Source organism: Aquipuribacter nitratireducens, assembly GCF_037860835.1.
Classification (GTDB): Bacteria; Actinomycetota; Actinomycetes; order Actinomycetales; family JBBAYJ01; genus Aquipuribacter; species Aquipuribacter nitratireducens.
The window spans coordinates 489,195-500,123 of the sequence record NZ_JBBEOG010000003.1 but is presented as its reverse complement, the minus strand read 5'-3'; the positions used below and the strand labels follow the sequence as shown (position 1 = coordinate 500,123).

The following is a 10,929-nucleotide window of genomic DNA, read 5'->3' as shown; positions in this document are numbered from 1 at the left end:
GTGTCGACGAGCGCCGCGAGCTGGTCGAGGCACACGTGGTACCCGGCGGCGACCTTGTCCGCCCCGGGGGCCTTGGTGCCGACGCGAACGGGGAGCGCGAGGTCGGTCCCGCCGTCGACCGGCGTGAGGTCGAAGGGTGAGCAGCTCGTCGTTCCACAGCCAGACGAAGCGGCGCGGCGGGTCCCAGGTGAGGATCCATTGCGGCACAGCCGACGCCCGCCCGCGGCGCGAGCGCTGTTCGCGCCCCTGGCCTGGTCCGGTGCCGCATCATGGCGCGGTGGACGGCGTGTGGTCGGTCGTCGGGAGCGCCTTGGCGGCGTGCACCGTCGTGTTCGCCGTCTTCGGGCTGCGTGCCCTCAACCGCACTTGGCCGCACTACGGGCGGCGACCCGATAGGGCGACACAGCGACGCGTCTGGGCTGCGCTCCGTCGAGGCCAGCTCCCCGACGCCGACGACCCCGATCGTGAGGTCGCCATCAGCTCAGCCCGCTCGGGAGCGAGCTTGTTCTGGCCGGGGCTCATGATGGCCGGCATCGCGACCACTCGAGTCGTACCCAACCGGCCCCACGTCCTCACGGGCCCGGTCGACGTCACCCTCACGGTCGTCATGTTCGCCACGAGCGCCGTCATGCTCTCCTCGGCATGGAGATGCCGACGCCTACTCCGCCAGTTCGACGTGCGGGACCTGCTGGGGGCTCCGCCCTCAACAACACCCGGGCCTTCGATCAAGGGTGGTTAGCACCGTCTCCAACGGGCGTCTCTGGCACCGCACGCGCGACCATCCCGCACCGGCGCGCGTTCCGCGCGACCAGTCCCAGGCGGTCGTGGTGGACAGGGCGTCCTACAGTGGTCACACTTGTGACTATGACGCCGTCGACGTCCATGTCCCTGGCTGAGGCCAAGGCGCATCTGTCCGAGGTCGTCAGCCGTGTCGGCGCCCAGCACGAGCGAGTACTTGTCACCGTTCACGGCACCCCCTCGGCCGTGCTCATCGCCCCGGCCGACCTCGAGTCACTGGAAGAGACGATCGCCGTACTCTCCGACGGGGACGCCGTCGCCCGCCTGCGTGCTTCCGAGACCGAGCTCGCCGCCGGCCTCGGGGAGTCCGAGGCCGACCTCACCGCCTCCATGCACGCCCGTCGGGACCCAGCCCCCTCGTGAGCCCGTCGTCCGAGGACGACCGCTACACCTTGGTCATTGCCCCGACCGCCCGGCGACAACTGACCGAAGTCCTGCCCGAAGCAGCGGCCTTCGCCGCCTACGAGTTCATCATCGGCCCGCTGCTGGATAACCCCCACCGGGTGGGCAAGCCGCTGCGGCCACCACTTCAGGACCGCCACAGCGCCCGCCGCGGGACCTACCGCGTCGTCTACCGGATCGACGAGCACGAGCACACGGTGTCCGTCCTGGACATCGCACACCGCCGCGACGCCTACCGCCCCTGAACGTGTCGGTTCCCCGAAGTCGTACCCAGGAAGTCGTGAGCGACTCCACCATCCGGGGATCGTTCAGCGGCGACGGGTCTTGGCCGAGGGGGTCGCGCTTTCCCGTGCTCGGTTGCGGCACGTGGCTACCCTCGGAACATGAGCGAGCCGAATGCTGCAGCACGGCGGCTTCAGGCTGTTCTGGCCGCACACCGCGTGCACGTGGACGACGTCCTGCACCGGTACGGGGCGTCCAACCCGCGAGTGTTCGGGTCCGTGGCGCGCGGCGACGCTCACGACGACAGCGACCTCGACCTGTTGGTCGATCTTGCTCCCGGCCTCGGTAACGAGCTGCTGCGCGTGTCTGGTCTCGCTGAGGACCTGAGCAAGCTCCTAGGCGTCCATGTCGACGTGGTGGCGCCCCCGCTGCTGCGCGACACGGTATCGGCCACCGCGTTGGCTGACGCGGTCCCCGTGTGACCCGATCCGAGTCGGCTCGCCTTGACGACATCGCAGCCGCCATCGCCCGCTGCCTGGCCTACCGCGAGCACCTCGACTCCGATGAACTGGGCGCGATGGCGTACGACGCAGTGCTGCGGAACCTCGCGGTCATCGGTGAGGCCGTGAAGGGGCTTCCCGAGGACTTCAAGGCCGAGAATGCGGACGTTCCGTGGTCGTCGTTTGCGGGGCTGCGGAACGTCGTCGTGCACGAGCATTTCCGCGTGGACCCCGACTTGGTCCGCGACATCGTCGACGACCAGCTGTCGACGCTCCTGGCGGTCGTCACCCACAGCTGACACGTACGGGAAGCGGACGACCGGCGGTCCCGGTAGTAGGTCGACTGTCTCCTGCCACGGTCGGGCGTAGCCCGATGCCCGAGCCGCCCGCGCCCTGGCGGTGTCGGCCGAGCCCCACTCGGGAGGTGCGTCATGAACGCGCTGCTCATCGGGTAGGCCCGCTGCTCCACCGAGCAGCAGGACCTGACGGCGCAGCGGCAGGCACTGGCCGTCCTTGGTGTTGCGACCATCGGATCTATGTCGACCACGGCCTGACCGGCACCAACCGGGAACGACTGGGACTGCGGGAGGCACTGGCCGTGTGCCGGGGCGGTGACACCCTGGTCGTGACCGAACTCGAGCGCCTGGCCCGCTCGCTGCCCGACGCCCGGGCCATCGCCGACGAGCTCACCGCACGGCAGATCAGTCTGTCCCTCGGCGGGTCGGTCTACGACCCCACCGACGCGGTCGGACGGCTGCTCTTCAACGTCCTCGCGATGGTCGCCGAGTTCGAGTCCGACCTCATCCGTCTGCGCACTCGGGAGGGCATGAGGATCGCGAAGGCGAAGGGACGGCTACGGGGCAGGCAGTCGAAGCTCAACCGTCGCCAGGAAGCGCACCTCGTGTCCCTGGTGCACAGCGGGGAGTACAGCACCGCGGAGATCGCCGACCTCTTCGGCATCGGCCGCTCCACCGTCTACCGCGCCCTCCACCGGCAACGCGCCGAGGCACGAGCCGGACTCACGACGGCGGCATCACAGGGCTGACGCCAGATGGTGCCGGCGTCCCGCCGATCACACCGCTGCGGGACGTCGGCGCCCGCGCGGCTCCCCGCGCGCTCCCGCTCACCGCCGTCCCGTTGGACGGTCGTCTATCACGACCCGCTCGAAGCAGCCAGCGCGCACCGCGGGCGACCTACTCTTCCCTTGTGCGCTTCGGAAGACGAAGGACTTCACCTTCGACCCACTGAAGGTCGACCTGGTCGCCGAAGCGGCCGACCGGGTGACGGAGCTCATCGTCGTGCAATCAAGTCCCTGGACCGGCTCCGATGCTCAGATCCGATCGCTGCAGGACAAGGTGCACACGTACGTCTCCTTCCCTCTCGATGGCGAGATGGCCAGGCGGTTCCCCGAGTCGGTGGGGCGCCCTTGGCGCATCGTCATCAACAGCCTGAGCGGCGCCCCGGATGCCCGGACGCAGTCGGTTCTGGACATGCTTGCTGTACGGCTGCCTCGCCATGGAGGGTCCCTCCTCGTCCGTGTCAACTGACGCGCGCTCAGCAGCGCGCTTCGCTGTTCCATCCACGCTCCTCTTCCGCGGTGCGGACGCGACGTCGACTACCCCGAGACGCGATACTTAGCCGAACGCCGAGCACTCCCTCAACCGGCCGGTACGAGCGCGGACGTGACCCTCACGACGCCCGCGCCGTAACGGTCGTCGAGTTCTGACTGCAGGGATCCGTCGTCGTAGGTGACCGTGACGTCGACGGCACCTGTCACGACGTCAGCGCTGGAGCCCAGGACTCCGTCGCGGGTGGACACCTCGTCCTGGATGGCTCGCAGCTCGCTCTCGGTGCGCTCGGCAGTGGTCACGCACAGCGGGCCGTCCCACAGCTGTCGCAGCTCGGCCTCTGCGTCGGCCGGGTCACCGGTGACCCGGACGTTGACGATCGGCGGGACGACTCCTGTGTCCGGGTCGTCAGCCAGCGCCTGGTCCAGTTCCATGGGGTCCCTGGGGTCTCGCTGCGTCACCCACCCACCGGCGTAGTCCGGGCGCCGCTGGGCCGCCTCGAGGACGCCGTTCTCCGTGCCCATCGGCACAAGGTCGCTCGGCCACCCTTCGGCGGGCTCCATGCACGGTGAGCCGAATTCCACGTCGCGGGCGCCGCTGGACTCCTCGATCCACTCGTCGGCTGGAAGCGCGTCGGTGACCGTCAGCTCCGTGCCGTCGAAGGTGCCGGTGACGGCGAAAACACCGAACCGAACTCCCGCGGCCTCCTCGTAGGCGCCCTCGTGGTCGGCCCAGTCCCACCCGATGGCACGTGGCCCCCCGCACTGCGGCGGCAAGGACTCCGCGACGCCACCGAGGCAGACGACCGCCCCGTCGCCATCATCGATCACGGTCACCGGATACCGCGTGGCGACCGGGCCGCCCGACATCACCGACACCGCGGAAGGCGACCCGGCGCTGCCCCCGACACCCGTGGGGGTGGCCGGGTCTCCGCACCCAGCCAGCACCAGCGCCGCAGCCACGGCACCGACGACACCCCGCCTCATGCCGCTTGGACGACCGCGCCCCGCTCGTGGTTCCACCACACGACGGTCACGCACCTTCGCACCCACGCCGATGGGAGGAGCAGCTGACAAGCCCACGGCTCGGCGCGTGATCGCCGGATGACGATCCCTGATCGGCGAGGGGCAGACGAAGGGCGCCCCTCGCGGTAGCACTTGTGCAACACTAGAGCGGTGACCACGATCGGGCTGCGCGAGCTGCGCCAGCAGGCTTCTGACCTGTTGCGTCGCGTCGAGGGCGGGGAACAGGTCCTCATCACAGTCGCTGGACGACCCAGTGCTCGTCTGGTCCCGGTGAGACCGCGGGCCTGGCAGTCGTGGACCGAGGTTGCCGACGTCTTCGACGGGCCCGCCGATCCGCAGTGGGACACCGACCGCGACCGTCTCGACGGCGAGCTCCTCGACCCGTGGGACCGCGCCCGGTGAGAGCCCTGCTCGACACCTCCGTCGTCATCGCCACCGACGTCGCACCCTTGGAAGGCGAGCTGGCAATCAGTGCCGCCACGTTGTCCGAGCTGCACTTCGGTGTCCTGGTGGCCACCGATCCGGCCGTGCGGGCCGAGCGGCTGCGTCGCTTGTCGCGGCTGCAGCAGACCTTCGACGCGCTGCCGGTCGACGAGGCGGTGGCGGCCAGCTACGGCCGCCTCGCCGCCGCGGTCGTGGCGGCCGGGCGGCAGCCCCGAGCGCGGACGATGGACCTGCTCATCGCCGCGACAGCTCACGCGCACGATGCCCGGCTCTACACCCGGAACGTCGCTGACCTGCACGGGTTGGAGGACATCCTCGAGATCGTCGGCGTCTGACCCGCCGGCCTTGCCGGCCGGTAGCCGATCGTCACTGGCACGCTCCGCCGTGCAAGCCTCTGGCTGCGTTCTGGAAGCGCAGCATGACGGTGGCTAGCGCCTGACTGCGGCATCCCGGGGGACCCGTACCGGCGGGCGCGACTGGGATGGCCGGGTCGCGGCGGGTGATCAACTCGGCTGGAGCTTCTGGGCCAGCATCACGATGATGCCGCTGGGTCCGCGGACGTAGGTGAGCCTGTAGATCTTCCCGTAGGTCGCGACACCGCGCAGGGGGCGGCAACCGTGTCGTGCCGCGATGCGGAGGCTGTGCTCGAGGTCATCCACCGAGAAGGCGACGCGGTGCATCCCGATCTCGTTCGCCAGCGTGGGTTCCGTCTCGATCGGGTCCGGGTGGATGTACTCGAAGAGCTCGAGCCGGCCATCGCCGTCCGGCGTCTCCAGGAGAGCGATCTTGGCGTGGTTGCCGTCGAGGCCGACGGCGGTGTCGGCCCACTCACCACTCACCTCGTCACGGCCGAGGACGGTCAGCCCGAGGTCGGTGAAGAAGGCAATCGTGGCCTCGAGGTCTCGGACGGCGATGGCGACGTTCTCGAGCTTGATGGGCATGGTCGGCACGCTAAGCCCGTACGGAAGCCGGATGAGGATCGTCGCGCGGGACCCGCGCAGAGGGATCGGCTACCGGCGGCTTTGGGCAGTCTCTTCGAGAGTCGCGCGCAGGACCGGGCTACTCCCGGCCGCTCAACGGCCGCGCCGCATGCGCTTCTTGCGCCTGCGCCGGAGCGGCCGTTCCTTCTTCGCCGCCGCCTCGGCCACTCACATCGCGTGAGCGGGGTCGCCGTCCCGCTCTCCGCAGGCTCGGGTCCGGCCAGCGGCGGTTAGCCCACCGCGCCCACTCCCACAGCGCGCCGATCGCGAGGACGACCGCGACCAGAGCGACGATCCAGGCAGTGCGGGACTCGTCCCCAACAGCGGTTGCATCCCACGGACTGTCGGGGTCGTACACGACCTCGACCTCGTCGCCGAGCTCCAGATACTCGGATGGCTCGTCGGTCAGCTCGCGCGAGCAGGCGTCGAACGGGGGCTTCAGCTGGTGTGTGTGGTGCGTGCGGTGAGGAACTGGGCGAAGGGTTCGACGAAGGCGGGCCGGGCGATGTTCATGGCGTTGTGGGACGCACGTGGGATGCGCAGAGCGGACCCATCCGGCAGTGCTGCGGCGAGCGCCTCGCAGACGTCGCCGAAGTAGGAGGCGCTCCTGGCGCCGTGGGCCAGCAGCGTGGTGGCGGTGATGCCGGCGTAGGCCTCGGCGGGGGCGTCGTTCGCGATGATCTGCCCGACCTCGGTCTCCACCGTCGGCAGCTGTTCCCGCATGCGTCGGCCGACCGGCGTCCGCACGAACAGGCGGAGGACCGCAATCTGCAGCGGGAGCGGCAGTCGCGCGGCAGCTCCGTCGGGGTCCGCCCCCGCGCCCACCAGCGCCATCGCCCGCAGCGTGTCGCCGGAGCGCATCGCCTGCCGGTACGGCTCGAACCACGCCGTCGCGACCGATCCGTCGATCGAGATGCCCGGGTCGTAGACAGCCAGGCGCTCCACAGGCAGGCGGAGCGCGGCGCGCGCCGCCACGAACGCTCCGCCGGAGTGCCCGATCACGCGCGTGGCACCGACGTGGTCCAGCACGCGTGCGAGGTCGTCGACGTCGACCTCCACGGTGTGGCCCGGTCCGAGAGGTGGAGCGCCGGGCCGGCCTCTTCGGTCGTACAGGTGCACCGAGCAGTGCTCCCCGAGGGCGCGGGCGAACCGCTCGTACTCACGGGAGTCAATGCCACCGCCGTGGAGCACGACCACGGGAGGGCCCTGCCCGACCGAGCGGACCCGGAAGCTGCCGCCGCGCCCGTCGGACACCCACTGGTCCCGCACGCCGCTCTCCTTACTGTGAACGCTGTGCACAGTTTATGGTGACGGCGTGAGCGTGAGCAAGCCGACTGCGCGGCAGGGTCGGCGGGGACCCGCGCCAAGCCGCTCCAAGAGCGAGGTGGGCCGGGCCGCGGTGCAGCTCGCCGACCGTTCCGGCCTCGCCGCGGTGAGCATCCGCTCCGTCGCCGAGCAGGTCGGGCTGACCCCGACCGCGCTCTACCGCTACGTCGGTTCCAAGGACGACCTCGTCGAGGCCATGGTCGACCTCGCGCTGGAGGACCTGTCCCTCTCGATGCCGACGGGCGACATCACGGAGGATCTGACCGATCTCGTCCGCGCCCAGGTGGACGTCATGCGGGCGCACCCGTGGCTGGTCGAGACCCTGCCCACAGTCCGGCCGGGACCCGCCGCGGTCGCCGTCCTCGAGGCAGGGCTCCAGATCCTCGCCGATGAACCTGCGACCAGCACGGCGAAGCTCGAGCTGCTCGGGATGCTGACCGGCGCCGCATCCCTCTTCGCACGCGCGACGACCAGCCCACCTGCGGGAACCGTGGAGGCTCTTGCGGCCGCGGCACGCACACACCCGCACCTCGCCACCGCCTTCGCCGACTCGCGCCCGCCGGCTGCCGATGGAGATCTCCTGAGCAGAACGGTCGACGCCCTGGTGCTGGGCCTCCTCCGCTGAGCCCGGCCAGGGCGGCCACGGACCTCGACACGACCGCAAGACGCCGCGAACTCGGCGTCACCGACGCGGCACAGTCGGACGTGACGCCGTGGCGTCGCCCACGGCGATCGCTCGCGCGGAAGCGACCTCGCCCGTCATCGGCCACAAGCTCCCCTTGGACGATCCCTCGGTGGGTGCGCCGTCGTGCGGCGGAGCCCGGTCGGTCAGCGTGCCACCCGGTAGGTGGCGACCACGGCGCCTCGTTCCGAGGCCCAGGTCTGCTCGACCTCCAGCGTCACGTGGCTGCCCTCGAAGAGCCTGGCGCCGGAGCCGAGTACGACCGGGATGGTGGTGAGCACGAACCGGTCGACGAGCCCGGCCGCGGTCAGGTCCCGGACCAGCGCCAGACTGCCCAGGACGACGAGCTCCCCCTCACCGTGCTCCTTGAGTGCGGCGACGGTCTGGGTGGCCTCACCCACGAGGCGGTGGCTGTTCGGGTGGGGCAGGTCGACGGTCGCGTCCCGGGTGGCGACGTGCTTCGGCGTGGTCCGCAGCAGCTCGGTGAAGGGGTTGTCGTCCGGGGTGCTGAGCCAGTGCCCGACGAGCTGGTCGTAGGTGCGGTGGCCGAGCAGCATGGCGGCGGCCGGCTCACCGGACATGGCCCGTTCCATGGCTTCGGGGTCGGAGGCGAGGTGCTGGAACGCCCACCCGCCGTGCTCGAAGCCTCCCCGGCGGTCTTCCTCTGGGGACGCGGGCGCCTGGGCGACGCCGTCCAGCGAGACGTTCTCGACGACGGTGATCGTGTGCATGCCGGGTCGACCGAGCTGGGGCGCAGAACTCATCGCCGCATCGACGTACCGCCCAGGCGCACCCGGCTCACGAGGCGGAGGGTCAGCGGTCGGGACCTGGGCCAGACGTCCACGAGGCAGCGTGGCCACACGGTTCCGGCCGCCGATCGGCAACTGACCATCGGGCGACGGTCAGTCGACGTGCTGGCAGGGACAGGCGAGCGAACCCGGTCGAGCAGCTCGGGGAGGAACCGGCCAGGGTCGATGATGGGACCGTGGTGTCCCTCCCTCGCGGCTGGCGCTGCGCGTCGCGTGGTCTGGGCACTCCCGGTCCAGCAGACGATGCCCATGCCTCGCGCAGGGCTCTCCGGGTCGTCATCCGGTCGTGATTCGCCAGTAGTAGCCGGCCGGGTCGAGCAGGCGGAAGTCGACCAGCCCCCACGGTCGTGCGGTCAGGTCCTCGTCGAGGGGCCAGCCGGCGCCGACCGCCCGGTCGCGGGCTGCGACCAGGTCGCTGACCTCGTCGCCGACCTCGAGGACGAGCTCGACCCCGACCGGTGGACGTCGGTGATCGACGTCGACCGCCTCCTCACGCCGAGCAAGCCCCACGTGGACGGTGCCGCGTTCCAGCGCGACGTAGGGCGAGGCCGACGACCGCTCGTCGCGTTCGACCGTGAAGCCGAGGACGTCGACGTAGAACGTGACGGCGACGTCGAGGTCGCCGGGGAACAGCTCGCAGCGCATGCGCTCCACCATCACGACAGACTCCCAGCCACCGGTGGCCGCCCTGGGACGTGGCCGTGGCGATGACGGCGCCCCTACGCTGGTGCCGGTCGCGGCGGACGGACGGGGGCAGATGGACACGGTGACCGTGCGCATCCTGGGGCTGCCCCTGGACCTCGCCGAGCGCGCTCAGGAGCACCACGACGGCCTGGCCCGTGAGATGGCACTCATCTCGTTGGGCGTGAGCCGGGCGGGGGCCGACGACAGCGGACTGCCGGCGCGGTTCCTCGAGGTGGTGAGGAGCGTCACCACCGACGTCACGCCCTTCCGGGCGCTGCGGGAGGAGCGCATGGCGGAGGCGCGTGCGAGAGGGGAGACGTCCGTCGACATCGTCTACGAGGCGCCGACCGCGCTGGCGGAGGCGGTCGAACGTCTCCGCGCGCTGCAGGCGGAGGTCGACGCCTACTGCCGCCAGGGCAGGTACCTGCTCACCCTCGAGACACCCCCGGACGTCCTCGCCTACCGCATGTGGCTGTTCGACGAGTTCACGGGGCAGATCGCGGGTCGCCCGCCACGCCGGTGGGTGGACACCACCGCCACGCCCACCGCCTGACGGCGGTATGGGCGGCGCGGGAGCCGTCCGCCGCTCGCGGCCCTCAGCGAGGGAGGTCGCGGCCGCCGTCGGCCACGCGGGCGACGCTCGTCGCGATGGCTGGGTCGAACAGCATCGTGGCGTGGGTGGCCTGCGCACGTTCCCACGTGAGGCGCGGGAGGAGCCGTGCGGCCGCAGCCACCGCCCGGTCGGACAGGAACGGCCCGCGGGCCTCGTCGGCGCCGTGCACGGCCGCGACCAGGTGGACCGGGGCCGCGGTGCGCTGCAGCAGCGGCAGGTGCGGGGGTCTGCAGAGGCTGTCGACGGCGTCGGCCACGACGCGGCGGGGGTCCAGCGCGGGGCGCAGCGCCCCCTCGTGGGGACGGAGGACGGCCTCCGACCACGCGTGGAGGCCGTCGCGCAGGTCCGCTCTGCCGGCGGCCGCCCGGCCCTCCGCCGCCGCGGTGTAGGCCTCGACGTCCTCCCAGTCGCGGACGAGGCGCCTCATCTGGAGACCCACGAGGGTCCTCACGACGAGGGGCCGGTGCAACGGCGAGCGCTCCGGCGCGGCGCCCCCGTCCAGCAGAACAGTGCCCACTGCCCGGTCCCCGAGCCCGGCCACGACGAGCGGCGCCAGGAACGCGCCCATGGAGTGACCGACCACCACGACCCGCTCGAGCCCGAGGTCGTCCGCCACACGCAGGACGGCCGCCGCGAGCCCTGGCAGTCCCGGTGCCGCCCGCACGTCGACCGACGCACCGCGACCGGGCAGGTCGGGAGCGACCACGCCCGAGGCGAGACGACGGGCCAGGTCCGCCCACACCGCTGACGTGCTGGTCAGGCCATGCAGGGCCAGCACCACCGGGTCGCGGCCCGACGAGGACCCCCAGCGGCGGACACCGAGGCCGGCCACGGCGTCCACGTCCACCGCGCGAGCGTAGGCCCGCGCGGTCCTGT

At 71.4% G+C, this 10,929-nt stretch carries 15 protein-coding genes and 1 pseudogene; 10 read left to right on the top strand and 6 right to left on the bottom strand.

The window, feature by feature from the left end; translation table 11 throughout:
- Window positions 1–864: 864 nt before the first annotated feature.
- From WAB14_RS08625 to WAB14_RS18225, 6 genes and pseudogenes are all read left to right on the top strand, one after another.
- Window positions 865–1,161: a type II toxin-antitoxin system Phd/YefM family antitoxin gene (locus tag WAB14_RS08625; RefSeq protein ID WP_340269155.1), complete on the top strand. Its 297-nt coding sequence runs from the start codon at window positions 865–867 to the stop codon at window positions 1,159–1,161.
- A complete protein-coding gene (locus WAB14_RS08620) occupies window positions 1,158–1,445 on the top strand; it encodes a type II toxin-antitoxin system RelE family toxin (RefSeq protein WP_340269154.1) in 288 nt (95 codons plus the stop codon). Before WAB14_RS08625 ends, WAB14_RS08620 begins: the two co-directional genes overlap by 4 nt.
- A gap of 138 nt (window positions 1,446–1,583) precedes the next feature.
- On the top strand, window positions 1,584–1,904 hold the full coding sequence (locus WAB14_RS08615; RefSeq protein ID WP_340269153.1) for a nucleotidyltransferase family protein: 321 nt from the start codon (window positions 1,584–1,586) through the stop codon (window positions 1,902–1,904).
- Window positions 1,901–2,221: a HepT-like ribonuclease domain-containing protein gene (locus WAB14_RS08610; protein ID WP_340269152.1), complete on the top strand. Its 321-nt coding sequence runs from the start codon at window positions 1,901–1,903 to the stop codon at window positions 2,219–2,221. The genes WAB14_RS08615 and WAB14_RS08610 overlap by 4 nt, the downstream gene beginning before the upstream one ends.
- A gap of 183 nt (window positions 2,222–2,404) precedes the next feature.
- Window positions 2,405–2,967: pseudogene (locus tag WAB14_RS08605) on the top strand (recombinase family protein).
- Window positions 2,968–3,073: 106 nt separating this feature from the next.
- The gene (locus WAB14_RS18225) at window positions 3,074–3,469 is read left to right on the top strand and encodes a DUF6572 domain-containing protein (protein ID WP_377002418.1); all 396 of its coding nucleotides are present in this window, start codon (window positions 3,074–3,076) and stop codon (window positions 3,467–3,469) included.
- Between the two features lie 110 nt (window positions 3,470–3,579).
- Here the strand turns inward: WAB14_RS18225 and WAB14_RS08600 are convergent, their stop codons facing one another.
- Window positions 3,580–4,647: a hypothetical protein gene (locus WAB14_RS08600; protein WP_340269151.1), complete on the bottom strand. Its 1,068-nt coding sequence runs from the start codon at window positions 4,645–4,647 to the stop codon at window positions 3,580–3,582.
- 18 nt (window positions 4,648–4,665) lie between these two features.
- Between WAB14_RS08600 and WAB14_RS08595 the strand changes: the two genes are divergently transcribed.
- Entirely contained in the window at window positions 4,666–4,917 is a 252-nt protein-coding gene (locus WAB14_RS08595) for a type II toxin-antitoxin system Phd/YefM family antitoxin (RefSeq protein WP_340269150.1), read from the top strand.
- Window positions 4,914–5,294: a type II toxin-antitoxin system VapC family toxin gene (locus WAB14_RS08590; protein ID WP_340269149.1), complete on the top strand. Its 381-nt coding sequence runs from the start codon at window positions 4,914–4,916 to the stop codon at window positions 5,292–5,294. Before WAB14_RS08595 ends, WAB14_RS08590 begins: the two co-directional genes overlap by 4 nt.
- 168 nt (window positions 5,295–5,462) lie before the next feature.
- Here WAB14_RS08590 and WAB14_RS08585 read toward each other — a convergent pair whose 3' ends face one another.
- Both WAB14_RS08585 and WAB14_RS08580 read right to left on the bottom strand, forming a co-directional pair.
- A complete protein-coding gene (locus tag WAB14_RS08585) occupies window positions 5,463–5,900 on the bottom strand; it encodes a VOC family protein (RefSeq protein WP_340269148.1) in 438 nt (145 codons plus the stop codon).
- Between the two features lie 477 nt (window positions 5,901–6,377).
- Window positions 6,378–7,208: an alpha/beta fold hydrolase gene (locus tag WAB14_RS08580; protein ID WP_340269147.1), complete on the bottom strand. Its 831-nt coding sequence runs from the start codon at window positions 7,206–7,208 to the stop codon at window positions 6,378–6,380.
- 46 nt (window positions 7,209–7,254) lie between these two features.
- On the opposite strand from WAB14_RS08580, the gene WAB14_RS08575 reads away from it, so the two are divergent.
- A complete protein-coding gene (locus WAB14_RS08575; RefSeq protein WP_340269146.1) occupies window positions 7,255–7,890 on the top strand; it encodes a TetR/AcrR family transcriptional regulator in 636 nt (211 codons plus the stop codon).
- A 203-nt stretch (window positions 7,891–8,093) separates the two neighbouring features.
- On the opposite strand, the gene WAB14_RS08570 is transcribed toward WAB14_RS08575, so the two are convergent.
- Together WAB14_RS08570 and WAB14_RS08565 are read right to left on the bottom strand one after the other, a co-directional pair.
- On the bottom strand, window positions 8,094–8,711 hold the full coding sequence (locus WAB14_RS08570; RefSeq protein WP_340269145.1) for a dihydrofolate reductase family protein: 618 nt from the start codon (window positions 8,709–8,711) through the stop codon (window positions 8,094–8,096).
- Between the two features lie 321 nt (window positions 8,712–9,032).
- Complete coding sequence (locus WAB14_RS08565; protein ID WP_340269144.1) at window positions 9,033–9,413, bottom strand: VOC family protein; 381 nt, start codon at window positions 9,411–9,413, stop codon at window positions 9,033–9,035.
- Between the two features lie 109 nt (window positions 9,414–9,522).
- Between WAB14_RS08565 and WAB14_RS08560 the strand changes: the two genes are divergently transcribed.
- On the top strand, window positions 9,523–9,993 hold the full coding sequence (locus tag WAB14_RS08560) for a hypothetical protein (protein ID WP_340269143.1): 471 nt from the start codon (window positions 9,523–9,525) through the stop codon (window positions 9,991–9,993).
- Window positions 9,994–10,036: 43 nt separating this feature from the next.
- Here the strand turns inward: WAB14_RS08560 and WAB14_RS08555 are convergent, their stop codons facing one another.
- On the bottom strand, window positions 10,037–10,900 hold the full coding sequence (locus WAB14_RS08555) for an alpha/beta fold hydrolase (protein ID WP_340269142.1): 864 nt from the start codon (window positions 10,898–10,900) through the stop codon (window positions 10,037–10,039).
- Between the last annotated feature and the right edge of the window lie 29 nt (window positions 10,901–10,929).

Excerpts from the sequence above, each read along its gene's own strand:
- WAB14_RS08615 (WP_340269153.1), top strand. The coding sequence starts at position 1,584 with ATGAGCGAGCCGAATGCTGCAGCACGGCGGCTTCAGGCTGTTCTGGCC.
- WAB14_RS08585 (WP_340269148.1), bottom strand. The coding sequence starts at position 5,900 with ATGCCCATCAAGCTCGAGAACGTCGCCATCGCCGTCCGAGACCTCGAG.
- WAB14_RS08625 (WP_340269155.1), top strand. The coding sequence starts at position 865 with ATGACGCCGTCGACGTCCATGTCCCTGGCTGAGGCCAAGGCGCATCTG.
- WAB14_RS08570 (WP_340269145.1), bottom strand. The coding sequence starts at position 8,711 with ATGAGTTCTGCGCCCCAGCTCGGTCGACCCGGCATGCACACGATCACC.
- WAB14_RS08565 (WP_340269144.1), bottom strand. The coding sequence starts at position 9,413 with ATGGTGGAGCGCATGCGCTGCGAGCTGTTCCCCGGCGACCTCGACGTC.